Genomic DNA, 25,679 nt, shown 5'->3' with positions numbered 1-25,679 from the left:
TCCTTTTGGAGTAATAGCTTACTGTTTAAATTAAGATAACGTGAACGTAGACGATGTACCCGGTCAGCGCTAGCATTAAGGGTTATAACTGCAACCAACCGACGGGTTCAGTTTGTCGGCCTGATAAGCATAGCGCCATCAGGCAATTATCGCACCGTATTACAAGGATTCGTCATCACTATGACCCTGCCTGATTTTCGCCTGATCCGCCTGCTCCCGCTGGCTAGCCTGGTCCTCACCGCCTGTACGATCAATGCGCCGAAAGGTCCTGGCAAAAGTCCCGACTCCCCTCAGTGGCGTCAGCATCAGCAGGACGTGCGCAAGTTGAATCAGTATCAGACGCGTGGCGCGTTTGCTTATATCTCCGACGATCAGAAAGTGTATGCCCGCTTCTTCTGGCAGCAAACCGGTCAGGATCGCTACCGTCTGCTGTTGACCAATCCGCTGGGCAGTACCGAACTGGAGCTGAACGCCCAGCCGGGCAATGTGCAACTGGTCGATAATAAAGGGCAGCGTTACACCGCCGACGACGCCGAAGAGATGATCGGCAAGCTGACCGGGATGCCCATTCCGCTTAACAGCTTACGCCAGTGGATTCTCGGTCTGCCGGGCGACGCCACCGATTACACCCTCGACGACCAGTACCGCCTGAGCGAAGTGAACTACCGCCAGGACGGTAAAAACTGGAAAGTGGTATACAGCGGATACGACAGTAAAACGCAGCCCGCCATGCCGGCAAATATGGAACTCTCTGACGGCGGTCAGCGCATCAAACTGAAGATGGATAACTGGATTGTAAAATGATGACCCACTGGCCATCTCCGGCAAAACTGAATCTGTTTTTATACATCACCGGACAGCGTGCGGACGGTTATCACACATTGCAAACGCTGTTCCAGTTTCTTGATTACGGCGACACAATCGGCATTACGCCGCGCGGCGACGGCGAAATTCATCTTTTGACGCCTGTCGAGGGCGTCGAAAATGACGACAATCTGATCGTCCGCGCGGCGCGGTTGCTGATGAAGACAGCGTCCGCCCACGGGCGTTTGCCCGCAGGCAGCGGCGCGGATATCAGCATCGAGAAACGTTTGCCCATGGGCGGCGGTCTGGGTGGCGGCTCGTCCAATGCGGCGACCGTTCTGGTGGCGCTGAATCATCTCTGGCAGTGCGGATTATCGGTCGATGAACTGGCGGAAACAGGCTTAACGCTGGGCGCGGACGTCCCGGTGTTTGTCCGTGGACATGCGGCCTTCGCCGAGGGCGTGGGTGAAATCCTGACGCCGGTAGACCCGCCGGAGAAGTGGTATCTGGTTGCCCACCCAGGGGTAAGCATCCCCACGCCGGTTATTTTCAAGGACCCCGAATTACCGCGCAACACGCCAAAAAGGTCAATAGAAACGTTATTAAAATGTGAATTCGGCAATGATTGCGAGGTTATCGCAAGAAAACGTTTTCGCGAGGTTGATGCGGCGCTTTCCTGGCTGTTAGAATACGCGCCGTCGCGCCTGACTGGTACAGGGGCCTGTGTCTTTGCTGAATTCGATACAGAATCCGCTGCTCGTCAGGTGCTTAAGCAAGCCCCGGAATGGCTCAATGCGTTTGTGGCGAAGGGTGTCAACCTCTCTCCATTGCAAAAAGCCATGCTTTAAGCCGGGCAAGCTGAGTTTCGGTGACAACGTCACCCTGTTCCAGACGTTGCATCGCGCTCTTTAATACACCGCCTGGATAGGATATTGCCTGGCCCGCACAGTTTTCGGCAGATTCTATCCACCAATGGACGCATGCCTGAGGTTCTTCTCGTGCCTGATATGAAGCTTTTTGCTGGTAACGCCACCCCGGAACTAGCACAACGTATTGCCAACCGCCTGTACACTTCTCTCGGCGACGCCGCTGTAGGTCGCTTTAGCGACGGCGAAGTCAGCGTACAAATTAACGAAAATGTACGCGGTGGTGATATTTTCATCATCCAGTCCACTTGTGCCCCTACTAACGACAACCTGATGGAATTGGTTGTTATGGTCGATGCGCTGCGCCGTGCTTCCGCAGGCCGTATCACCGCCGTTATCCCTTACTTTGGCTATGCGCGTCAGGACCGTCGTGTACGTTCCGCTCGTGTACCGATTACCGCAAAAGTCGTCGCTGACTTCCTGTCCAGCGTTGGCGTTGACCGCGTTCTCACCGTTGACCTGCATGCTGAACAGATCCAGGGCTTCTTTGACGTTCCGGTTGATAACGTATTCGGTAGCCCAATTCTGTTAGAAGATATGCTGCAACTGAACCTGGATAACCCGATTGTGGTTTCTCCAGATATCGGTGGCGTTGTGCGTGCCCGCGCTATCGCTAAGCTGCTGAACGATACCGATATGGCGATCATCGACAAACGTCGTCCGCGCGCTAACGTTTCTCAGGTGATGCACATCATCGGTGACGTTGCCGGCCGCGACTGCGTACTGGTTGATGATATGATCGATACCGGTGGTACGCTGTGCAAAGCAGCAGAAGCACTGAAAGAACGTGGTGCCAAACGCGTATTCGCCTACGCGACTCACCCGATTTTCTCAGGCAATGCGGCAAACAACCTGCGCAATTCGGTGATTGATGAAGTCGTTGTCTGTGACACCATTCCACTGACCGACGAAATTAAAGCACTGCCGAACGTGCGCACGTTGACACTGTCGGGTATGCTGGCCGAAGCGATTCGTCGTATCAGCAACGAAGAATCCATTTCAGCTATGTTCGAACACTAATCGAACCCGGCTAAAAAACCCGCTGCGGCGGGTTTTTTTGTCTGTAACTCTTATTTGTATGACCAATGCCTCCTTCACCTGCCATTTAGTTGACAGATGATGCGCTCATGGATGAAACATTATTGTGAACAGAATATTTTCCTCACATGTGATGCCTTTCCGCGCCCTCATCGACGCTTGCTGGAAAGAAAAATATACCGCCTCACGGTTCACCCGTGATGTGATTGCCGGGGTAACCGTCGGGATCATCGCTATCCCGCTGGCGATGGCGCTGGCAATTGGCAGTGGTGTTGCACCGCAGTACGGTCTTTATACGTCCGCTGTGGCGGGAATTGTTATTGCCTTAACCGGCGGGTCACGCTTCAGCGTCTCCGGCCCGACCGCCGCATTTGTCGTTATTCTCTACCCGGTATCGCAACAATTTGGGCTGGCAGGCCTGCTGGTCGCCACCCTCATGTCCGGGATGTTCCTGATCCTCTTCGGCCTCGCGCGTTTTGGCCGCCTGATCGAATACATTCCCGTATCGGTCACGTTAGGTTTTACATCAGGGATCGGCATCACCATCGGGACAATGCAGATTAAAGATTTCCTCGGTCTGCAAATGGCCCATGTGCCGGAGCATTACCTACAAAAAGTCGGGGCGCTGGTTATGGCGTTGCCGACCATTAATCCGGGCGATGCCGCTATTGGCGTGGTGACGCTCGGTATGCTGATTTTCTGGCCGCGTCTGGGGATTCGTCTGCCGGGCCATCTTCCGGCGCTGCTGGCGGGCTGCGCCGTTATGGCCGTGGTTAATCTGCTGGGTGGCCATGTGGCGACGATTGGTTCACAGTTCCACTATGTGTTGGCCGATGGTTCGCAGGGCAACGGCATTCCTCAGCTGCTGCCGCAGCTGGTGCTGCCGTGGAATCTCCCGGATTCAGATTTCACGCTAAGCTGGGATTCATTGCGGGCGTTATTGCCAGCCGCTTTCTCGATGGCGATGCTGGGGGCGATTGAATCCCTGCTGTGCGCGGTCGTGCTCGACGGCATGACGGGCACCAAACACAAAGCAAACAGCGAACTGATCGGCCAGGGGCTGGGGAATATCGTGGCGCCGTTCTTTGGCGGGATCACCGCGACGGCGGCGATCGCCCGTTCTGCGGCAAACGTGCGCGCAGGCGCGACCTCGCCCATTTCCGCCGTTATCCACGCAATTCTGGTCATCCTCGCCCTCCTCGCGCTGGCTCCCCTGTTGTCATGGCTGCCGCTTTCCGCCATGGCCGCGCTGCTGCTGATGGTTGCGTGGAACATGAGTGAAGCCCATAAGGTGGTCGATTTACTGCGACATGCGCCCAAAGACGACATCATCGTGATGATGATGTGTATGTCGCTGACGGTGCTCTTCGATATGGTGATTGCGATCAGCGTCGGGATTGTCCTGGCTTCCCTGCTGTTTATGCGCCGTATTGCCCGTATGACGCGCCTCGCGGCGGTAAACATCACGGTTCCCGATGATGTGCTGGTATTACGCGTTATCGGGCCGCTCTTTTTCGCCGCCGCGGAAGGGTTATTTACCGACCTCGAATCACGCATTGAGGGTAAACGCATCGTGGTGCTGAAGTGGGACGCCGTTCCGGTGCTGGATGCCGGTGGTCTGGACGCCTTCCAGCGCTTTGTGAAGCGTTTGCCGGAAGGCTGTGAACTGCGCGTCAGTAACGTGGAATTCCAGCCGCTGCGCACCATGGCCCGCGCCGGTATCAAACCCATTCCGGGTCGTCTGGCATTCTTCCCGAACAAAGATGCCGCACTGACGGATATCTAATTCCGGCTGCCGGTCTGTACCTCAACAGACCGGCAAGTTTTCTTGTTGAAAACTGGTTTTCTGCGTCTGGCTTGTTATTATCGTTTTCCTGATATTTGTTAGCGATAACCGATATGAAACCAACCTCTCCGTTTGTTTTTCGTGAAATAACGCGGGACGATATTCCTGCCGTACAGTCCTTTATTATTCGGCATCTTAATCTTTATTTTAATGCCGGCAGAGCATTACCCACTGCGAGTGACGACGTATTCGACCTCCGGGGAAATTATCTTGAGCGGGAAAGAAACCAATTGTTCGGCGTCTGGAATGAACAACAGCAGATAATTGGAACGCTGGCGATATGTCAGTACGATGACAGAATAGAGATGTTGCACGGTCGTTATAATTTACCGGAGACAGCTGAGATTTGTCGCTGCTATGTCGATCAGCATTATCGCAGGCAAGGTATTGGCAGCCAACTGGTCTCGCTGGCTGAACAATTTTGCGAGCAGCAACACTATAAAATATTATATTTGCACACCCATCATTTTTTACCCGGCGGGTATCAATTCTGGCGGCGAAATCTGTTTAACGTCTTCATGGATGTGGGCGACGAGTGGCAGATCGTGCATATGGAAAAACCGTGTAAATATATTGTTACCAGCAATAATATTGATAACATTCACTGTTTATAATAACGCCTTCTTTCTCATCGCGATTAATTGATCAACGTCAATCAATTCTCATTTGCCTTTCCGTTATTACTTGCGGTTGCAATAATCACCACCCCAACAAAAACACAACCATTTGAATTTAAATTAATTAATATAAAAATCGCCATAAAGTATGATGTTTTTGCTATTTTTTCATACGGTTGACGAGGTTATTGATTGCCGATACAGTCGCCAGTGACAGTATTCATAACACAGCCGTTGTTTTGAAAGGAATATGGTGCGGATTATTTTAATCTCATTCCATAGCTGCCCCCGCAACTGTAGGCGGATACCGAATATCTGCGTGTGGTTATTGTAACCACCGGTCACTGTAAAGATTTGCTTTATGGGAAGGCCGATATTCTGATTACCGCGAGCCAGGAGACCTGCTGTCAGGGTTGTACGCATTGAGTGGACGGGATGGTCCATGGGATGATTTATTTGGCATAAATACCATTATGAATTGATGAGCCTATTCCTGCTGAGATTTTGCATTCTCATAATTTCATCATTCAATGTCATCTATCGTCATGTACCTGTCCCGATATATGGAACCAAATAAACCATGACCAGACGTTCAGATTCTGGCATGTACAGGACGATAACAATGTACGCAGACTTTACTTTACCTCATAAAAAATACCTTCTGGCTGTGGCTGGCGCAGCGTTATTATTCACATCAGGATTGACTCATGCGGCAAAAACAGTCTATCCGTTGACGATTAAAAACTGCGGCCGTGATATTACCTTCAATAAAGCCCCGGAACGCGTTGCCACGGTCGGGCAAAACAGCACTGAAATTCTTTATTCCCTGGGGCTGGCCGAGCGCGTTGTCGGCACATCGCTGTGGTTCGGCCCCGTCCCGGATGCTTACAAAGCGGCAAATGAAAAAGTGGCCGTGATTGCGCAGAACATCCCCAGCTTTGAAGGCATTATTGCCAAAAAACCGGATTTGGTCGCCAGTCAGTTTGAATGGCAAATTGGGCCTGCCGGAACCGTCGCCTCTTACGAGCAGTTTAGCGAGTTGAACGTGCCGGTATATACCGCGCCTGCGGACTGCGCTAAAGACAACGAAGACGGTGGAGACGGTGTACGTAAAGGCATGTTTGATATTGCTATGGTTTATCAGGAAGTCTCCGATCTGGCGAAAATTTTTGACGTGCAGGACAAAGGTGATGAATTGATCGCCAGTCTGAAAGCCCGTGAAGCTGCCGCCAAAGACAAAATTGCCGGAATGGATAAAAACGTCTCCGCCGTATTCTGGTTTTCCAGCGCCGATCTGCAACTGGACCCCTATGTGGCCGGGAAATTTGGCCCTGCCGCATGGATCGCCCAGACGCTGGGGGTGAAAAATGTGATTGATTCTGCTGAAGAGTGGCCAACCGTTGGCTGGGAAACCATCGCGAAAGCCAGCCCGTCCGTCATTGTTCTCGGTGAAATGAGCCGTCGTCGTTTCCCGGCAGATGACTGGCAGGTCAAACTGGAATATCTCAAGTCCGACCCCGTGACTAAACTCATCCCCGCCGTGAAGGAGAACCATCTGCCGGTGGTGGATGTACAAACAATGAACGCCGGCATCAGAACGATAGATGGCGTCGAAAAACTCGCAGATGCGTTGGTTGAATACGGTCTGGCTCATCCGAAAACGGCTCAATAATCTTTATGTCGCGCTATGTCTTACCGGGCATAGCGCGCCTCTGGTATTCAGGATTGCAGGTAGATGATGAGCGAAACTCGCAGGACGCGTCGCGCTGTCGGCCAGTTAACGATAAGAATCGGGGGACACGCCCTTTGGGTCAGCGTGCTGATGTGCTGCGTTCTACTGGCGGGGATCTCCATTGGCGAGACGTTTATCCCCTGGCAGCATGTCATCCATACGCTTTCTAACCAGTTCTTTGATACGCGCTATGCCGTTGATGCGCTGGATGCGGGCATTATCTGGAACTATCGCCTGACGCGGGCGTTGGTTTCTGCCTGTTGTGGCGCATGTCTGGCGGTTTCCGGCGTCGTATTGCAGTCATTGCTACGAAACGCGCTGGCAGAGCCTTATCTACTGGGGATCTCTGCCGGCGCCTCGACCGGCGCTGTTCTGATCGCCTTAACAGGGCTTGGCGCTGGGATCGTCAGCATGTCGCTCGGGGCTTTTATTGGGGCGTTAACGGCTTTTCTTTTCGTGGCGTTACTGGCGATCGCCGCCGGGGGGAGACAGGGAAGCGCCACCACACAAATCATCCTGGCCGGGATCGCCAGTTCACAGTTGTTTAATGCCCTCACCTCGCTAATCATCACTCGCTCAGCGAATGCGGAACAGGCCCGTGGGATTATGTTCTGGCTGCTGGGCAATCTGAGCGGCGTTCGCTGGCCAGATGTCGTTTTGGCCGTCCCTACCGCGCTGGTCGGTGTGGCGTTATGTTTTTGTTACGCCCGTCATCTGGATGCGTTTTCGTTTGGCGCAGAGTCCGCAGCGTCACTTGGCATCCCGGTAAAACGCACGCGCGGAGTCCTGATTGCCGCCGTTACCGGGATGACGGCAATTATGGTCTCCATTGTCGGGGCGATTGGTTTTGTTGGCCTGGTGATCCCTCATGCCGCCCGCCTGCTGGTGGGTAATCAACACCATCGATTGCTGCCGGTCAGCGCCATGATCGGCGCCATTTTTCTCATTATCGCCGACGTAATCTCCAGAACATTACTTCCCGGGCAGGTGTTACCCATCGGGGTGATTACGGCGCTTGTAGGCGCACCTGCGTTTTCCATCATTTTGATCAGAGGAAACCAGACAAAATGACGGTAAATTCTGCTCTCGCCGCTCCACGCTATCCTTCTGCAACAGTCCGAAGCCTGGTGCAGGCGCAGCAACTGCACTGGGAAGTAAAAGGCAAAGCCATCGTCAGCGACGTCTCTTTTCACGTCGCTCCCGGTGAGTTTGTCGGCATTATCGGCCCCAATGGCTCAGGCAAAACATCACTGATCTCATTGCTTGCCGGTTTACTGAAACCCTCGTCAGGCAGCGTAACGCTGGAGAATAAAAATATTCGCCATTACTCACGCCGCCATTTAGCGCAAAAAGTGGCGCTGGTGGAACAACAAGCGGAAACCAGTGAACGTCTCACCGCATTGCAGGCTGTCTCTCTGGGGCGCACCCCGTGGTTGAGTCTGCTCTCGCCCTGGTCTAAACAAGATGACGATATTGTCCAGACCATGCTGGAGAAGGTAGATCTACAGCGCGTACAAAATCGCTGCTGGAATACCTTTTCTGGCGGGGAAAAACAGCGTCTGCATATCGCCCGGGCCCTGGCGCAGCAACCGAAAGTGCTGCTGATGGATGAACCCACGAACCATCTCGACATTCAACATCAGATAGGTCTGCTTAATCTGGTGAAACGCCAGAAGCTCACCGTCATTGCGGCTCTGCACGACCTGAACCATGCCGCCATGTTCTGCGACCGCATTCTCGTAATGAAAGCGGGTCAACTGGCGATGCAGGGCAGCCCTGCAACCATTTTTACGCCTGAAAACCTCAGCCAGTGGTTTGGCATTAATGCCATCGTTGAGCAGGCGCCGGATGGATTGAGCTGCTTCATCCGCTACCAACGACCGGAATAAACACCTAAGGGAGAACCCATGAAATTGATTAAGCAAAGCCTGAGCATGTTATGTCTGTTAGCGCTGACCACCACGGCTTTCGCTCAGACCCACGAAGTGCTGATGAAAAACAGAGGCGCGGGCGGCCCGATGGTATATGAACCTGATTATCTGGCGATTCAGCCAGGCGACACCGTGAAGTTTATTCGCAAGCATAAGAGCCATAACGCTGCGTCAATCGCAGAGCTTTCGCCAGCAGGCTACCCCGGATTTGTCGGCAAGATTGATGAGGAAATTGAGGTCAAGTACGACAAACCAGGATTTTACGGTATTAAATGCACCCCGCATTACGCGCAAGGGATGGTGATGCTCATTAAAGTGGGTGATGCAACCCTGCCTGACAGCTATCGAACCTTTAAGGCGCCGGGGATCGCGGATAAGCGTTTCCAGGACATTTATACACGCATTGAGAAACAGTAATCCAGATACGCGAAAATGGTGGGGGCGCACGGTGGCGGATAAAAAACAGGGCAATGAAGATGTTCAGGTACAGCGGCGAGAATGCCTGTGTAAACTCACAAAATTTGTCGGGGCTGCGGGTGTCACCGCCGCCGTCTGGCCGCTCATCTCCGCACTGGGGCCGGATGATAAAACCGTAGCGGAAAACGAACCTGTCGATGTCTCTCTCGCCGGAGTTGCCGTCGGCCAGACGGTGAAAAGAGTCTGGCAGGGAAAACTTATCCTTATTCATCACCGTACCCCGGAGGAAATTCGCTCAGCGCAGCAGGCGGATGTCCATCGTTTTATCGATCCGCAGGCTGACGGCGAACGTATCAAGACAGAGTATCCGCAGTGGCTGGTCATTCAAGGTTACTGCCCCCACGCAGGCTGTGTGCCCAATGCCAAACCCGGTGGGCAAGGCTGGGTATGCCCTTGTCATGGCTCGGAGTTTGACACTTCAGGGCGCGTCACGCGGGGGCCCGCTACGGCAAATCTCGCAATCCCCGATTACGCGTTTCATCCCGATGGCCTGACGGTGCGTATCGGCGCGAAGGAAGTCTGAAATGGCGGCAGAACATCTATCCGTACCCCGACGAGAACGAGTGTGGCGTATTCCCTTCCCTCGTACGGTCGCAGGCGTCTGGTTTTTTGCCGTCGGGATCATTCTGCTGGTGATGCTCGGAGTACAAATCCTTTCTGGTCTCGTTCTGGCGATGTTTTATGTACCCACGGAAGGGTTGGCCTTTGATTCAATCATTCATATTATGCGATCCGTGAGACACGGCGAACTGGTGCGCAACGCGCATTCTATTGGCGCATCGCTATTTTTCTTCGCCTGTTACCTGCACATCTTCCGCGCCATGTATTACAACGTGTACCGAAAGCCTTATCTCAAAATGTGGATGATAAGCGTGACGTTATACGTGTTACTGATGATCACCGCATTTCTGGGATATAGCCTGATTTGGGGGCAAAAAAGCTACTGGGCCGCCACCGTTATTACCGGATTCACTCGTGCGATCCCGTGGGTGGGAGATACGTTGTATTCGTTTTTAGTCGGCGGGTATGCTCCAGGAACACCCACATTAGGCCGGTTTTATGTGCTTCATTTTATTATTCCCTTCGTCATTGTCGGGGGAACGATATGGCATATCCGCACCGTACAGTCCGCATTTGCGCAGGCAATGAAAAAGACATTTACGCAGAGCGAGTCCCGGAAACTGTTTTTCGATTATAAAATCACCGACAGTGATGCCATCAAGCTCACTCTTTTCATGATGTTGTTCGCCTGGTTTTTATTCTTTGCCCCGCACTATCTCAGCAGCGCCGACAATTTTATCCCGGCAGATCCCACCGTAACGCCCGCTGTCGTGGCGCCTGAGTGGTATTTTTTGCCGTTCTTTTCCATTTTGCGCTGCTTCCCAAACGAACTTCTCGGGATAGCCGCCATGTGTGCTTCAGTGCTGATTTTTTATTTTCTCCCCTGGCTCGACACTTCACGCGCCCGCTTTCGCAATTACAGCAAGCTCGTTAAATGTGGTTTTTGGCTCTGGGTTGCTAATGCATTCTTTTTAGGATGGCTGGGTTCAAAAGCGCTGGTCGGCCCCGACCTGCCTGACGGTTTCAGTAATGAAGAGGGCTGGATACGCGCGGCATCGCAACTTTCAACGCTGGTTTACTTCGGATGGTTTGTCATCGTACTGCCCTGCCGACGTTTTCTGGAAAAGCAGGATTAACCGCCATGAAGGGATTAGTAAGATATAGCGTTTTATGGCTGTGCATTCTGGGTGCCAGCGCTGTCTGTGCGCAAGAGACGCCACCTCGCCAGGCGTGGAGTTTTAGCGGCATAACGGGCCACTATGATAAAGAACAACTGCGGCGCGGTTTACAGGTCTACGAAGAGAAATGCCGCGCCTGCCACGGGATGGTTCATCTTAATTTTCGCACCCTGACAAAGCCAGGCGGGCCCGAACTCTCGCTCACAGAGGCAAAGCGTCTTGCCAGCGGCTACGTCTTTCCCGACATTCAGGATGATGGTCAAACTGGCGAGCGGGAAGGCAATCTCAATGATACGTTTGTCTCGCCCTACCTTAACGATCAGGAAGCAAGATATCTTAATAATGGCGCCCTTCCCGTCGATTTAACCTATATCGTTCGCGCCAGAACGTACGACCGGGGGTTCCCGCAATTTCTGTTCGATGCCTTCTTGCCCTATACCGATCAGGGGGCGGATTACGTCTATGCCTTGTTGACAGGTTATCTGCCTGACGACCCGGAAATGAAGGCAAACCGATACGCTCCCGGCGGCATAATTAACATGCCGAAGCCGTTGTCTGATGGGGAGATCAACTGGTCAGAAAAGGACGATATACCAGAAACCGAAGAGCAGTACGCGCGGGACGTTACGGCTTTTCTGGCATGGGCTGCCGATCCGGCGCTTGAACAGCGAAAGCATCAGGGCCATTACGTAATGAGTTATCTGGTCATTATGCTGGCATTGCTGCTGATTTTGCGCCGATTAAAGAAACGCTCGTCAGAAAAAACGAGTGAGAATGGTTAAGACAATGACCAGTCAGTTCAACGCTGACTGGTCTTAAACCGACGCGATACCTTAGCTGTGACGGCGATTGTCGTTACGGCGGCAGCGTTTGTCGTAGTGGCGAACCCACCAGTAACGATCGCTCACCTGTTCATGTCCACCTACACGGGCGCCTGCCAGCCAGAGAATGGCACCGACAAAGATGCTCAGCACCGCACCATGTGCAAAAAATTGTGGCAGGTTAAACTGCGGTAACTGGTTTAAAATAGAATAACCAACACCAACCACCATGACCACTAACCCCAACCCCATGAGCACGTTACCGAGTAACGAAGCGTTTTTGCGTTTCATATGTCACCTCCGGAACTTTTGGGTTGTTTCAGGGAATACCCCTAATCCTTATGTGTAAAGTATAGACAACACTGTGCTTTATGAGTGCGTGGGCGATCACAATTACAACCTGTTATTCAACAAAACTTTACAAATAACCCTCTGAACAGCTTGACTTTCCAATAGTTCAAACAGGCAATTATTCAGCTTCCGGCGCAATCCACGCTGTTTTTTGTCAAGCGCGGCCGCAGACAGTAAACTACGCGCCAGTTATGGACACACTCAGGACAAAAAACGTGACGATTAAATTGATTGTCGGCCTGGCGAACCCCGGCGCAGAATACGCGGCGACACGCCATAATGCGGGCGCATGGTACGTCGATTTACTGGCAGAGCGACTACGCGCGCCTCTGCGTGAAGAGCCGAAATTCTTCGGTTACACCTCCAGAGTGACCCTCGAAGGGGAAGATGTTCGCCTGCTGGTGCCGACCACGTTTATGAATCTGAGCGGTAAAGCCGTCGGTGCGATGGCCAGTTTTTACCGCATCATGCCCGATGAGATTCTGGTTGCCCACGACGAACTGGATCTCCCCCCTGGCGTCGCGAAATTTAAGTTAGGCGGCGGACACGGTGGTCATAATGGACTGAAAGACATCATCAACAAACTGGGTAATAACCCTAACTTTCATCGCTTACGTGTCGGAATTGGTCATCCGGGCGATAAAAATAAAGTTGTCGGTTTTGTTCTGGGTAAACCGCCGGTGTCAGAACAAAAGTTAATTGACGACGCCATTGACGAAGCGGCACGTTGTACTGAAGTCTGGTTCAAAGACGGGTTAACCAAAGCGACGAACCGATTACATGCCTTTAAAGCACAATAAGCAGTGATGTGCGGCATTTTTGCCGCGCGATGTGTATAATAGGCAAAGTTGTTTACTTTTCTACAATCTGTTTTCTGCAACAGGTTGATTATCAAGATATTAAGGTGATTTAAATCATGGGATTCAAATGCGGTATCGTTGGTTTGCCCAACGTCGGGAAATCCACCCTGTTCAACGCCCTGACTAAAGCCGGTATTGAAGCGGCAAACTTCCCGTTCTGCACCATCGAGCCAAATACCGGTGTAGTGCCGATGCCCGATCCGCGTCTGGACAAACTGGCTGAGATTGTCAAGCCGCAGCGCATTCTCCCTACCACTATGGAGTTCGTCGACATTGCCGGTCTGGTAAAAGGCGCGTCGAAAGGCGAAGGCCTGGGTAACCAGTTCCTGACAAACATCCGTGAAACCGAAGCGATTGGTCACGTAGTACGCTGCTTTGAAAACGACAACATCATCCACGTTGCGGGGAAAGTAAACCCGGCGGAAGATATTGACGTTATCAACACCGAGCTGGCGCTGTCCGACCTTGATACCTGTGAACGCGCCATTCACCGCGTGCAGAAGAAAGCCAAAGGCGGCGATAAAGACGCGAAAGCTGAGCTGGCCGCGCTGGAAAAATGTCTGCCGCACCTGGAAAACGCCGGCATGCTGCGCTCACTGGATCTGACAGACGAAGATAAAGCGGCGATCCGCTATCTGAGCTTCCTGACGCTGAAGCCGACCATGTATATCGCTAACGTCAACGAAGATGGCTTCGAAAATAACCCGTACCTGGATCAGGTTCGCGCCATTGCCGATGCAGAAGGCTCTGTCGTGGTTCCGGTTTGTGCCGCTATCGAGGCCGACATCGCAGAACTCGACGATGCTGACCGTGACGAGTTTATGGCTGAGCTGGGTATTGAAGAACCGGGTCTCAACCGCGTAATTCGCGCTGGCTACAAGCTGCTGAATCTGCAAACTTATTTTACCGCTGGCGTGAAAGAAGTACGCGCATGGACGATTCCTGTCGGCGCAACCGCACCGCAGGCTGCGGGTAAAATTCACACCGATTTTGAGAAAGGCTTTATTCGTGCGCAGACTATCGCTTTCGACGATTTCATCACGTACAAAGGTGAACAAGGCGCGAAAGAAGCCGGTAAGATGCGTGCGGAAGGCAAAGACTACATCGTTAAAGACGGCGATGTGATGAACTTCTTGTTCAACGTCTAAATAAAATTTGTTGTCTCGTGAGATTTCGCTGAATCTCATGAAAATTAACAAACCCTATAAAATCCACGCAGTTGCGTGGATTTTTCATTTCATAATGTCTCAACTCATCTCGTAACAACGCTGTCAAAAATGAGTACATGGATGAGTACAATATTCTTCCATCTTCATTTTAAGTGAGTACAATAACGGTATAATAAATAAACAGGGCCCCGTTATGCTCACCGATACACAATGCCGCACTGCCAAGCCGAAAGAAAAACTCTATCGACTTAATGATTTCAACGGTCTCTACCTGGAAGTGAAGCCCAATGGCAAAAAGGCCTGGCGTTATCGGTTTAAACTCAACGGTAAATCCAGCATGTTTGCACTAGGTGAGTACCCGACGGTCAAACTTGCCGAAGCCCGCGAGAAATGCGAGCAAGCGCGAAAGCAGGTCGCGGATGGAGTTAGCCCAACACAGGCTCGTCAGTTAGATAAGATTCGCAAGGTCAACGACGCATCCAACACCTTTGAGCTGATCGCCAAAGAGTGGTTGCAGATGAAAGACTGGGCCGAAATTACCAAAACGCGGCGACTGGATATGCTTGAACGTGTGGTTTTTCCCGCAATCGGTAAGCTCCCAGTCAGAGAGATCACTCCACACCATATACTTAAAATTCTTCAGGAAACGGCTAAACGAGGAGCGCCAACAGTTGCCGCTGAAGCCCGTCGCACCATTTCATCAGTTTTTGAGTTGGCAGTCGCGACACTTAGAGCTGATAGTGATCCTGTCTGGCCCGTGCGCAAAGCTCTTCCGGCCAATAAGACACAGCATAAACAAGCACTAAATCCTCAGCAAATCGGAACGTTATTAAGCTGTTTTGACAATAGTCGTGGCTCGTATCAGGTTAACTATTGCATGTGGCTTATGTGGTGGACATTGGCGCGTCCTGCAGAAGCCACCGAAGCAGAATGGAAAGAATTCGATCTTGATAACGCCCTATGGACCATTCCGGCAGCGCGAATGAAAGCCCGCAGAGAACACGTTATTCCCCTACCCTTCCAAGCTGTCAAAATGCTCAGAACACTACAGGGGTTAACCGGGCATCGGCAGCACCTTTTCCCGGGCAGAGATAATCCGCTAGGGCCAATGACATCGCACTCGCTGCGCCAGCTACTTAAAAATCTCGGCTGGAGTGGCACTTATAGCCCCCATGCCACCAGAACTACAGGGAGTACGCGTTTAAATGAGATGGGTTATCGGCCAGATGCTAATGTTCGTCGCACATATAACCATGCGACCTATCTTGGTGAACGTGAAGTGATGATGCAGGAATGGGCAGATAAGCTTGATGTATGGGTAAGCAGTACTGATGTTTCGTAAACGCTGATGCGTTGGTGTTTCACCGTTGATTAATATATTAAATTTGTGATTATTTAAAATAACCTACAATTCAACCTATATTATGTATAAAGCATGAATAACGGATGTTGATTAACCTCATTATCAAGCAACCGAAATTTTCACATACCCTGGCTTGATTTAGCTGATAGGAGGTACCCTGGCGCTACGCGGCCATCTGCGTTGTCAGGTGCCGGTCGACAACACCCTGAATGATTTTAAGTCGGTTGACGTCATCCAAAGTAAAAAACTCCGCTGCATGGGCCGTTATCAGAATCCCTTGATGGTAAATCTCGTGACGGACGTCTTAAACCTAGCCCAGAACGGACATTACAACTTTGCTGTTATATAGATTATTAAGGCTCGATAGGAATGTCTAACAGCTGGCTCATTAGCAATGTCCATATGTTTCAAAAACTTTGAGACACTCAGACCGAATGACCGCTGTTTACCGCTGTTTACCGCTGCTTAAATGGTTCTAAATGGGGTCCACTTGGAAAACGGAAAACATCATACGTTAAGCCTATTTTTTGTACAGATTGCTATCTACTGAGCATAACGAACGGTATTTTCCCTGTCCCAACTTGAGGTTTGTTCGCCAGACGCAATCTCCACTCAGGTTGATGTGTTCCCATCCCAGCGGAGATAGATGTGTAAACCTCGCCGTTAAATAACGCCGTTAAAACGCATCACTTCGATAACGACCAGTCCGGCGGCAAGAGCGCTAGTCGCAAACAGCAAGTAATCGCGCAGTCCTGCACGTTTTAATCGAGACGTCTTCTCTAATTCGCTGACCCGCGCTGCCATGCCTGTTGCGACGTTTTCCTGCAAGGTCAGCTTGTCCATCAGTAAGGCCAACTGTTGCTGGTACTGATCCGCCTGCTCTTCAAGGGCCAGAGCCAGCTTCCCTGACTGTTGCCATTGCTCCTGCTGCTGTCGCTCGAATTTTGGGACAACCTGCTTCAGGAGGGCAAGCTGTGTTGCGTGCTCATCCTGACTTGCCTGCAAACGTTGAAGTATCTCCTGCTGCTGCCAGCTCAATGACTGTAACCGGTTAATCTCCTCTTCATGTTCCTCGACACGCTGTGCCTGTTCCAGTTTGTCTTCCACCTGGGATTTCAGATGTTCAAGAATAGCCAGTGAGTTTTCGCGGCTGCTGAGATCCAGCATCGTGTCGTTGTGTTTCAAGTCTCGAATCGTATTCATTAACGCCAGATGAAACTCTTTTAGCACGACATTTTTTTCTGACTGGATTTGTAATAAACACTCGATCACTTCCTGGGTGATATTCAGACTGCCGCCCAGGTTTGCAATCATCGTCGCTAAGTCAGTGTCATTACTCGAGGTGAGACTGCCAGCCCAACGCCCCAAAAAACCACGATTATTGAAGTCATCTGCCGCTTTTTGTATCCCTTTACTTCTCTCTTGTTCCTCTTTCAGCTTTTTGCCTATTTCGTGGAGATTTTTTTTGAAACTGGCGATGCTGGGATCTTTGTTCTTCTCAACAATCGTGACAACCGTCATATTAGTGCGCTCCCAGCTTTTTAATCTCTTCGGCAAGAGAGAAACGAGTCAGTCTGATGACATCATTGTTCAGTTCTGCAGTATGCTCCCGGGTTTCACTCATCAGATTCACCGTGCTACCTGCATATTTTTGCAGTTCAGCCACCATACCCACACTGCTTTCATGGTTAGTAATCAACTGCTGGAAAGCCTCCCGTCCTTTTGCGGTATAGGCAGGTTCCGTTGAGAGTATCAGGCTGACGGCTTTAGGGACGATATCGGCCAAGAGGTAACTGCTCAGCCCAAATCCCATCGCGCACAGGGAGGCAGAAATATAAGGGGCAAAGGGAGCCAGTGGAGCAAAAAGAGCCACCATACCGGATTCAATCACCGGTTCAACCGCGTCCCAGAACACCAGAGTCCCGCTGGTGATTATGACCTCAGAGACTTTATAGATGGTTTCTTCCATGGTCATGGTTTTGCTACCCTTCATCAGCGAGAGTGCCGCCATGCCCAGATCATAGATATTTTTTGCTAACTGATAAATTTTGCCGATGGCCTGAGACAGTGCATTTAACACGAACTCGAATAAACCTCTAAGCAGATTTAACGGGGCTTTTATCAGGTTAACGATAACCTGCCATATTTTATCAAAAAAGCGTTTCAGACGGATTTTCACCTGCGCTTTCTGTGTGATAAACAGGTCAACAACTTCATCCTTCAATGCTTTAATCATCGTGGTACTGAGCGTTTCAAACACATCCCACCCGACATTTTTTAATGCCTCTTTCCCTGCGCCAAAGGCCAGACCTCCCGCCTCGTTTGCCGCATCTTTCATTTTTTTTGCTTCGATATTAGAACGCGTACCCTGTTCTTTACACAGCTCTTCTTTCTTATTTACCGGGGGTTTCTCATTTTTTAAAATGTTAGCCTCGACCGCTGCAGCCGTCTCTGCTGAATCCATCACCATAAATTTGACGGTGCAGCCCTCTTCAAACTCCGCCTCCATTTTGTATTCGGTGCCATTCTTTTTGGCGTTTTTATTTTCATTAAGATGCCCGGCATGCCACCGTTTCTGTAAATCCTTAGCATCGCCGATATACCGTACCTCACCGGCGCTGTCATAAACCACATAGACACCCGGGGAATTAGGAACATCTTTCAGGCCTTCCGGCACACCATTCTTGATCGTGAACTGGCCATCAAACTTCATGGTGGAAATAGATGAAATGCCATGAGTGAAACTTTTGCTTATCATTTCCTTCCACTGAACACCCCGATTCGCTACGGCAAGCACACTCGCAGACGACGTGGCGTTAAGCGTATCATCCACCGTTGTACTGAAGTTGGGGGCCTTGGCATTCGGTTGAGAATTTCGTTTATTACGAAAACCGCCAATCAGTTTTCGTGCAACATTATCAACGGTTTTATCAACAATACTGTTCAGCAGGGGGTTAAGAGTATTGAGTTCCGGGTATTCCTGAACCATGGTAGGTGATGACATAATGGTGTGTCTCTCTAGCTGTGGATGAAAGGCCTATAAAATAACGAAAGCACTCGAATGGCAGGCTCCGAGTGAAGGTGTTCAGGTCCGTTACGGGTAATCAATCTGTTGATTTTATCAAGTTTGAGTTGATTCTACGTTGGAATCGCCAGCCATGCATCTATAGAAAGAGCCATTGAGTCATTGAAACGAAAAGGCATCCCGATTAATGAGCAACTGGTATCTCATCTTTCTCCCCTGGGTTGGGAACATATCAATCTAAGTGGAGATTACGTCTGGTGTAATAATCTTAAGCTGGGATCCGGGAAATATCAGCCATTACGCACAGTCGATGCCAAATTGTACAAAAAGCAGTCTTAACGTGGGATAATTTCCGTTTTCCAAGCGGCCCCCTAAATAACCGGGTGTAATATCGTTACACTTTTACCAGACCATGTTCCTCTATGGGGAAGGGGCTTACGGTTTCCATAACAGGCAACATCTGCTAATCGCTCAAAGCAGCCCAACTCCCCGGACAGTAAATGACATAACCTTCCCTAATGTTTTTTCTCAATCAACAGGTATGGATGTGACCAGTCCGTTACCTCCTCATATGAAACAAACCCATCGTGCTCCAGTGCGCAAACACCCTTATGGCTGGCAACGTAATCGTATACAGCCTGACTTTCCAGCCCCTGTAACATGTGCGACAACAGCTTTCGGCGCATCACATCTGACTTCCTGCGTTTACGCGCTGCCACATCTTTGTAGGTAATGTTGAAAGATTGCCCTACCGCGTTGGTAACGCATTTACCGTAACGATTGGTTTTAGCAGTGCCTTCATAATGATCCAGCAGTAAAGCCAGATCTCGCCTCAGGGGTTCCAGAAGGTGCTTCCAGCGTTTCAGTACTCGCTTTGCTTCTACCTTACCTAGCCCACGATTCAACAAGCGTCGGGTACTGGATTTAAGCGATAGCGTAACGAACCCAGCGTTGAATACACTGGAAAACCGGAATTGTTTCACCAGTTCTTCAGCAACACGTAATACCCGGCAGATATAGCCCGTTTCCAGCACCTCCAGCGACTTGGCCGAAATGCCAATACTCAACAACTCATGTCGTAGTATCTCAAGCTGGCATCCCTTGATGTCATAGTTCACACCACGCGCCAGACACGCCCACTTCATGTCAGACGGTAGACTTTGAAAGCCAGTGCCAACCTCAAAGGATCTTCCGCCAATGTACGCGGTTTTATACGATTGCCTGTAAGAAACCGTTAACGGTGACTCCTTCACCAAATCCACGCCTGTTTCAGCCAGTCGCGACAGGAAGTTGAAAATGAATATTTTGTTCTTTTTCGTGGGATTCTCATTATAGTAATCCAGCAATGCATCCAGATTGATTTCAAGCGGCTCAAGGTTGTCCCATACACTCACAACCCGTTCCCTGAAAGCAGCGTTAGGGATATCGCGTTTAGACTGCTCATGTTTGGCATGCTGCCCACGATCAATGGCAATCCCAATCAGTTCATCAAATGAGTAGCTTTTACGCTTGGTGAAAATGTCAGTCAGATAATGGTAACGATCCTGGCGGCTAAGGTATGCCTCGCGGTCGTTGCCAAACAACTTACGCAGAACACGTTGAGAAACAGCATATTCCCGGCATAAATGGTTAGTATTTGAATACCCGGTTAGCTTGATAATTCCCGCGCTTGCCAGTGCCTCCATTGCACGTTCATAGGCTGGCCCACTTTTCTTAAATACTCCGGGAAGTTTATCCCTACCCAGCTCAAATGGTACTGGCACAGAATAAGACCATTTTTTATTCGCTTTAATCTTTGCTTTTTTCCTATTCTTACGGCTACAGGTAGCGACACATATAACATGCTGAAGAAATACTGCTATATTACGATAAAATGGACGCCGCAGACTTGGTACACCATTATAAGGAACACTGAAAACGACCGACTTGAAATAGTCCAGCGTTGAATCTGTCACAAGAATATTGTTATGCGTAATGTATGGCTTCATAATTCACCTGTATATATGGACAGAGCACCATGCCCTGACCCCATTTATTTACAACTGAATTACGCAAATCTTGTGTGAACCCAACAAGGTTCAGATGCTGGATAATGATAATAATATTGGAGGCTGGAGCCTCATGATAGCTGATACTGGATAATGGCTATAGTATGTAATGACATATATACAGTAATATAGAGATAGAGTGTATACAGAGCATAATAGATACGTCTATATACCTTGTAGACGTAAATAGCGATTAAATATCAGCTTGGTCAGAATGGGATTAGCGGATACGTAAAAAGTTACCGGTTATTAAGCGGTACAACTTCCTCCCGGTGATATTCAATAGCGGTTGTAGACGCATGTTATTCTCTGGTTTTATTCTTTTGATACCTCGAATTTGCTCAAAACCGCCGCTCCTTGCAATTGTCAGAGTCAGGGAAAACCATAGGCGGTTTTCCCCTACCATTGTACGAGGTGCGAATCTGACACTAAACAGCAGCGGTAGTTAGCTGGTCTGTCACACCAAAATCCTGCAACGATGGGCGGTTTAAAACCTTCATTTTCAGGTTTCTGATTCAACATATCTGCCATTACCATACCATGAAAACAAACGGCATCCCTGCCCAACTGCCATTACCCGTCGTTCAGTCGCAACTGAAGCCACTTCTGGCGATGCTTAAATTGCCAGTATTGCGGTTGCGCGAGAATCCCAAGTTTTGCCACAACAAGCGGTAACATAGCCCATACAGCCTCTGAATCGAATAATTCCACACGGTAGCGCTCCATGAGTTTATCAACGCGCTTATCAGCAGCTTTTTTTGCCGGGCTGACCTGCTTACCATTCAGGCTGGCAGAAGGCTGGTAATCCGCTCTGGCAACCGGGTAAGGGACATATTCACGTAGCAGGCGAGAAAAATCAGGTTCAAGCTCAGAATCTACCAGCGCGTTACGGTCATAAAATGCGAGTTTAGATACCAGATTCTCCATGTTTAGCAGGTTGTTCAGCATGAGCTTTTGCTTGCCGGGTGATAAACGCAATTCCAGTCGCAGAAACCGTCGGAACTGTTGCTCATTAAGCAGAAGGACAGCTTGTTCATACCTTCTCTCAGTTGCCACACCCGGAGCATCGGCCTTTTCATATATTGACGCGACGATAGTCGTAGACCCCAGCCGTAATCCTTCCTGCTCTCCATGCAAATCATTAAAGTCGCCGCTCCTTGCACCAACCAGCCTGATTAAATAGTCGTGGATCTTCATTCCCACCACATCCAGCGCGTAATGAATAGTTGTTATCCAGGCATTACGTAATCCCCGATATAGATACTTGCCGATGCGTCCCTTCCGCCCCAGCCACACAAACAAGTCCGTTATCTGTTTCGCAGAATAGTGCTGGGGACTAAGTTCCATTCGCTGAAATCCACGCTGACTACTGGTTGGGGCAAAATGGATTGCCAGCAATATGGGGTGCTTGCGCGATTTAGCTTTCAGTCGGATTTCCACCACCCAGCGATAGTGCCCGCCACACTCATACTTACCAGCCGGTCGAACTTTGATCAGGTAGCGCCCACCTGAAGCGAGGCTAAACAAACGCTGTCTGAGTATCTGATTCTCTTCCTGGACATGCATGTCCGTTACCCATGCTATTTTGTCTATACTGCCATGCGTAGACTGGCCTGCACCATTAACTCCAAGTGAGGTTTTGTCACGTAAGGATGTTACCCGTTTACGATTAAATTGTTGCGTCATATTCTGTTCCGATAGCTCATAGCAGTAACAGTGCCCCCCTTTCATATGCAGGTATCATCACTGTTATTGGTTATATGGTTGGTGTGTCAGGGGTTGGATAAGGCTTACAGATCACTGCGTAGTGCTAATCCCGCGCGACTCAATCCAGCTTTGAATTTCATTTGATTCCCATCCCACTGCCCGCCCACTGTCTCCAGTCAGTTTCTTAGATTTTGGAAAATCTCCTTTAGCTATGAGTCGGTACATCGTGGCGGTGGAGATCCCGGTCAGGTGAAGAACTTCTTTTTTGCGGAGAATACGGTTGGTGTTCATACTTGTGCTCCTTTGAGCTGTTTCAGGAGCTGCGCTATTTACAAGCATGAAAAATCTCAAGGATTTGCTTCGGATTGGGCTACAGACGTCAATCTTTGGCTTTCTTTCGAAATTAGTACGTCATGGGACGACATAAATCATCCCAATAATGACCATTAAATCACGCCACACCCACTGAGGCTCAACGGTTAAATAACAACCAAAAAAATATAGAAATGGCGATTATTATGCTGAGAAAAAATAGCGCTCTTTGGAGTGGGAAAACAGAAAATCACATGTAATGAACAGGAGTTGAATTTAATAACGACTGGAAGGGTCATCGAATGCAGGCGAAATGATTGCCTTGATAAAATTTGGCTGGGTAAAAATGCTGGAAAGTTACATGAGAAATTGTGATGGCAGGCTCATAAGAACTACAGGCAAGGAATTACCCGTAGCACTTAAGTTTCCCCGCTAACAGCTGCATCAACGGGGAACTGTTTATTTAATCAACTTAAAGGTGTTGTTAGCAATAACTACCTACCATTATGAGACCATGAAAGGTTATGCATATCGAGCAAATCACCCGCCGACAAATCTGTGCTGCTGTACCTGACGATAACATGGTTGCGATGAATATTAAAATCACCGTATAAATCAATAGCTTGCTGGTGTAGTTGTTTTGCTGTAACACACTGTGAACAGGCCTGACTTCCACAAGGAATGTATGTGCACCTCTGTAGTATCATTGCTAACTGGCCGGCCCCTCCAATCCCCCACGCAACTTGTTTGTAGTTTTCATGATCCTCCATACTGATACGAACGTGTCGGGATCCTTCCTTATTGAGCTTTCTTATCCGCGACTGATTATCCGCTATAATGGCATCGATGGTGCGTTGCGATAAACCAATCTGTTGCCCCATAGTTTCAAACCACGGCGTTAACTTTATTGTGGATGCAGAAGTTTCACGTTTAATCGTTTTCATTTTACTCCTCCGCCAACAGTTGGATGTTGGCCCTTAAATCAATATTAGTTTCTAGGTAAGCTAATTTTTTGCTATCAAGTAGCGTCACAGCGCGGAAAATAAACCTTTCTTAATGCGTTGGTTCATTGTGGTTACAGTTCCTTATGTCATACGATGAATCTCGTTTTTACAGTGATTACGGTGGGTGTTCATACCTGTGCTCCTTATAAGCTGTTTTTGGAAGGCTTTGTTTACAACCACCAAAAAACGCAAGGATTCGCCCAACGATGCCTTCGTTGAGCAGGTTAAGGGCATCTTTCAAGTGGATGTCATTCGAGAGCACCTATTTCTGCCTCCAGAATGGTCATATAAAGACGCAATGCTCACTGAGGCTCAATGATGATATTTCGTACAAATAACTGTCACGGAGGTGACGATGATTGGTAACCAAAGCAACAAGGCTGACGCTAAATGCCACCGGGAACGGAAAAGCAGTAACGAGGTCTTTGAATTTCTGGAGAAGAAGCTTTATCTGGGACGGGATACCCGGCAAAAACTGGCACTGATTGCCCGGAAACTAACGGGAGCGGGTTTTAGCCCGGATAAATTCGACGCAGAGAAAGCGGCGGATGTGCTAAGTGCCTGCGTGAATCACATGTTTAATGACCTGCTCAATGAGGGAGAGCTAAACGGGATTTATGGGCTGGAGGAGCACCCCATGATAGTTCCGGCCAGGTCCCCAAAGGCACTGGAAATCAACACTGTTTACCAGCTTGTAAAAGGTCGTTTTGACAAGCTTCATACAGGGGAGTCAGATCGTGAGAAATATGCTTCGGTAGCAAAAAAACTTAATGAGTATGGAATATGGAAACCCCGGTTAAAACGTCTCTCTGACGGTAAAGAATGGGCGCGTGAGGATGTTGCGTGGATGCTTCAGCCTGAAAATATCAATGCACTGATTAAAGTCCAGAATCAAAAGTATGCGCGGTTAAGTGCTGAAGATAAAAATGAAGCCGAGTCTGGCAACGGCTCAACAGCTAAAAACACCTGATGCGTTTACTGGCGCTGATTTTCATGCTCTCACCACGACAGTCATAGCGGGTTGTCGTGGATATGTCGCTGTGACCTGCCAACTGGCGGACGGTGTTGATATCCACACCCTGCTCCAGTAAGCGGGTAATGAAGGTCCGCCGCATATCATGCGGGGTGAAACGTGCTATACCTGCCGTTTGCTGTAACTCAGCCAGGATACCCGTTAACCCGGTCGTAGTCAGCGGCTGGCTGGCGACCTTACCGTTGCGCTGGATACGGTTGAACAGTGCGCTGTCAGCTTCATCTGCGCCAACTTTCAGCCATGCGCGGATGGCCTTGTCCACCGCATCCGCCACGTGAATTTCACGGTATTTACGCCCCTTCCCTTGCCTGACCGTCAGGATGCCATTGTCATAGTCCCGGCGCTCAAGTTTAACCAGTTCCCCGGCCCGCAGGCCTGTTCCGCAAAGCGTCAGCACAATAGCGACATCACGGCAGTGCCGTACTGGTTGCGGATGCTGTTTTGCGGCCTGAATCAGCGCCCGGATCTCCGACTTGTCTAACGCCCTTCCCTTGCGCTGGATATCGCCGCTCACGCGCTTAACTGACCGGATACGTGCTAGCGTTTCGGCATCCATGCAATTGAGGTTAAAGGCCGTCTGCGCTACGCCCCGAAGTGCTGACAATGCCATGTTGACCGATGACACGGCGTAACCGTCATCCAGCAGTGCCGCGCGCACTTTGGCTACGGCGGCGTAGTTAAGTTGTTCCCACGGATAGTCTGCTGCATCCGCACCGTGTTTAAGTATGCCAGCGCAGCGGTTTAACAGGCTGATGATACCTCTCCGCCCCGAGGGGGCCAGACCGCCAATATAGGCGTCCAGCACGGTGGTTTGTACCACCGAAACGACCTGACGTAACGCAGCCCTGTTCATGCGCCTAACCCGCAATAACGTAC

Annotated in this window: 24 protein-coding genes, 1 pseudogene and 1 riboswitch; of the genes and pseudogenes, 17 read left to right on the top strand and 8 right to left on the bottom strand. The window is 50.0% G+C overall.

Going from position 1 to position 25,679, the window contains the following annotated elements; genetic code table 11:
* Positions 1-180 precede the first annotated feature (180 nt).
* From lolB to FD428_RS09970, 12 genes are all read left to right on the top strand, one after another.
* Positions 181-804: a lipoprotein insertase outer membrane protein LolB gene (gene lolB, locus FD428_RS10025; RefSeq protein ID WP_047463422.1), complete on the top strand. Its 624-nt coding sequence runs from the start codon at positions 181-183 to the stop codon at positions 802-804.
* Positions 801-1,652: a 4-(cytidine 5'-diphospho)-2-C-methyl-D-erythritol kinase gene (gene ispE, locus FD428_RS10020; RefSeq protein WP_012132155.1), complete on the top strand. Its 852-nt coding sequence runs from the start codon at positions 801-803 to the stop codon at positions 1,650-1,652. Before lolB ends, ispE begins: the two co-directional genes overlap by 4 nt.
* 150 nt (positions 1,653-1,802) lie before the next feature.
* A complete protein-coding gene (prs, locus tag FD428_RS10015; RefSeq protein ID WP_001518537.1) occupies positions 1,803-2,750 on the top strand; it encodes a ribose-phosphate diphosphokinase in 948 nt (315 codons plus the stop codon).
* A 124-nt stretch (positions 2,751-2,874) separates the two neighbouring features.
* Positions 2,875-4,554, top strand: coding sequence for a C4-dicarboxylic acid transporter DauA (dauA, locus tag FD428_RS10010; RefSeq protein ID WP_114847847.1), 1,680 nt, complete (start codon positions 2,875-2,877; stop codon positions 4,552-4,554).
* A 113-nt stretch (positions 4,555-4,667) separates the two neighbouring features.
* On the top strand, positions 4,668-5,228 hold the full coding sequence (locus FD428_RS10005) for a GNAT family N-acetyltransferase (RefSeq protein ID WP_110494184.1): 561 nt from the start codon (positions 4,668-4,670) through the stop codon (positions 5,226-5,228).
* Positions 5,229-5,428: 200 nt separating this feature from the next.
* Positions 5,429-5,655, top strand: a riboswitch (cobalamin riboswitch).
* A 198-nt stretch (positions 5,656-5,853) separates the two neighbouring features.
* Positions 5,854-6,903, top strand: a complete 1,050-nt coding sequence (locus FD428_RS10000; protein ID WP_024130290.1) for an ABC transporter substrate-binding protein — start codon at positions 5,854-5,856, stop codon at positions 6,901-6,903.
* A 66-nt stretch (positions 6,904-6,969) separates the two neighbouring features.
* Positions 6,970-8,034, top strand: coding sequence for an iron ABC transporter permease (locus FD428_RS09995; RefSeq protein ID WP_024130289.1), 1,065 nt, complete (start codon positions 6,970-6,972; stop codon positions 8,032-8,034).
* The gene (locus FD428_RS09990; RefSeq protein ID WP_114847846.1) at positions 8,031-8,852 is read left to right on the top strand and encodes an ABC transporter ATP-binding protein; all 822 of its coding nucleotides are present in this window, start codon (positions 8,031-8,033) and stop codon (positions 8,850-8,852) included. Before FD428_RS09995 ends, FD428_RS09990 begins: the two co-directional genes overlap by 4 nt.
* 18 nt (positions 8,853-8,870) lie before the next feature.
* Entirely contained in the window at positions 8,871-9,311 is a 441-nt protein-coding gene (locus FD428_RS09985; RefSeq protein WP_012132148.1) for a pseudoazurin, read from the top strand.
* Positions 9,312-9,342: 31 nt separating this feature from the next.
* Positions 9,343-9,894 (top strand): ubiquinol-cytochrome c reductase iron-sulfur subunit, encoded by a 552-nt coding sequence (gene petA, locus FD428_RS09980; RefSeq protein ID WP_012132147.1) that lies wholly within the window; start codon positions 9,343-9,345, stop codon positions 9,892-9,894.
* A gap of 1 nt (position 9,895) precedes the next feature.
* Complete coding sequence (locus tag FD428_RS09975; RefSeq protein WP_114847845.1) at positions 9,896-11,068, top strand: cytochrome b N-terminal domain-containing protein; 1,173 nt, start codon at positions 9,896-9,898, stop codon at positions 11,066-11,068.
* A 5-nt stretch (positions 11,069-11,073) separates the two neighbouring features.
* On the top strand, positions 11,074-11,892 hold the full coding sequence (locus tag FD428_RS09970) for a cytochrome c1 (protein WP_114847844.1): 819 nt from the start codon (positions 11,074-11,076) through the stop codon (positions 11,890-11,892).
* Between the two features lie 51 nt (positions 11,893-11,943).
* Here FD428_RS09970 and ychH read toward each other — a convergent pair whose 3' ends face one another.
* Complete coding sequence (gene ychH, locus FD428_RS09965) at positions 11,944-12,222, bottom strand: stress-induced protein YchH (RefSeq protein ID WP_012132144.1); 279 nt, start codon at positions 12,220-12,222, stop codon at positions 11,944-11,946.
* A gap of 275 nt (positions 12,223-12,497) precedes the next feature.
* On the opposite strand from ychH, the gene pth reads away from it, so the two are divergent.
* The 3 genes from pth (at position 12,498) to FD428_RS09950 (ending at position 15,653) form a co-directional block, all read left to right on the top strand.
* Entirely contained in the window at positions 12,498-13,082 is a 585-nt protein-coding gene (gene pth / locus FD428_RS09960) for an aminoacyl-tRNA hydrolase (protein WP_114847843.1), read from the top strand.
* A 116-nt stretch (positions 13,083-13,198) separates the two neighbouring features.
* Complete coding sequence (gene ychF, locus FD428_RS09955; protein WP_012132142.1) at positions 13,199-14,290, top strand: redox-regulated ATPase YchF; 1,092 nt, start codon at positions 13,199-13,201, stop codon at positions 14,288-14,290.
* A gap of 214 nt (positions 14,291-14,504) precedes the next feature.
* Positions 14,505-15,653, top strand: a complete 1,149-nt coding sequence (locus FD428_RS09950) for an integrase arm-type DNA-binding domain-containing protein (protein ID WP_114847842.1) — start codon at positions 14,505-14,507, stop codon at positions 15,651-15,653.
* Positions 15,654-16,337: 684 nt separating this feature from the next.
* Here the strand turns inward: FD428_RS09950 and FD428_RS09945 are convergent.
* Positions 16,338-17,195, bottom strand: coding sequence for a hypothetical protein (locus FD428_RS09945; protein WP_114847841.1), 858 nt, complete (start codon positions 17,193-17,195; stop codon positions 16,338-16,340).
* A 1-nt stretch (position 17,196) separates the two neighbouring features.
* Positions 17,197-18,678, bottom strand: coding sequence for a GIY-YIG nuclease family protein (locus FD428_RS09940; RefSeq protein ID WP_114847840.1), 1,482 nt, complete (start codon positions 18,676-18,678; stop codon positions 17,197-17,199).
* Between the two features lie 162 nt (positions 18,679-18,840).
* Between FD428_RS09940 and FD428_RS09935 the strand changes: the two are divergent.
* Positions 18,841-19,038 (top strand): annotated as a pseudogene (locus tag FD428_RS09935) (Tn3 family transposase); the annotation flags it as partial.
* Positions 19,039-19,214: 176 nt separating this feature from the next.
* On the opposite strand, the gene FD428_RS09930 reads toward FD428_RS09935, so the two are convergent.
* The 4 genes from FD428_RS09930 to FD428_RS09915 all read right to left on the bottom strand — a co-directional run bounded on the left by FD428_RS09930 (position 19,215) and on the right by FD428_RS09915 (position 23,710).
* The gene (locus tag FD428_RS09930) at positions 19,215-20,687 is read right to left on the bottom strand and encodes a hypothetical protein (protein WP_114847839.1); all 1,473 of its coding nucleotides are present in this window, start codon (positions 20,685-20,687) and stop codon (positions 19,215-19,217) included.
* Positions 20,688-21,320: 633 nt separating this feature from the next.
* Positions 21,321-22,433, bottom strand: a complete 1,113-nt coding sequence (locus FD428_RS09925; RefSeq protein WP_114847926.1) for a hypothetical protein — start codon at positions 22,431-22,433, stop codon at positions 21,321-21,323.
* Positions 22,434-22,544: 111 nt separating this feature from the next.
* The gene (locus tag FD428_RS09920) at positions 22,545-22,745 is read right to left on the bottom strand and encodes an AlpA family transcriptional regulator (protein ID WP_114847838.1); all 201 of its coding nucleotides are present in this window, start codon (positions 22,743-22,745) and stop codon (positions 22,545-22,547) included.
* 515 nt (positions 22,746-23,260) lie between these two features.
* Positions 23,261-23,710, bottom strand: coding sequence for a hypothetical protein (locus tag FD428_RS09915; protein WP_114847837.1), 450 nt, complete (start codon positions 23,708-23,710; stop codon positions 23,261-23,263).
* Positions 23,711-24,125: 415 nt separating this feature from the next.
* Here FD428_RS09915 and FD428_RS09910 point away from each other — a divergent pair, with 415 nt between their 5' ends.
* On the top strand, positions 24,126-24,740 hold the full coding sequence (locus FD428_RS09910) for a hypothetical protein (RefSeq protein WP_114847836.1): 615 nt from the start codon (positions 24,126-24,128) through the stop codon (positions 24,738-24,740).
* Here the strand turns inward: FD428_RS09910 and FD428_RS09905 are convergent.
* Positions 24,727-25,656, bottom strand: a complete 930-nt coding sequence (locus FD428_RS09905) for a site-specific integrase (RefSeq protein WP_114847835.1) — start codon at positions 25,654-25,656, stop codon at positions 24,727-24,729. The genes FD428_RS09910 and FD428_RS09905 overlap by 14 nt on opposite strands.
* Positions 25,657-25,679: the final 23 nt, after the last annotated feature.

The organism is Citrobacter sp. TBCP-5362 (assembly GCF_005406305.1).
GTDB lineage: Bacteria > Pseudomonadota > Gammaproteobacteria > Enterobacterales > Enterobacteriaceae > Citrobacter_B > Citrobacter_B koseri.
Note: the sequence above shows the minus strand (reverse complement) of the source record. Positions and strands in the feature narration are given on the sequence as shown.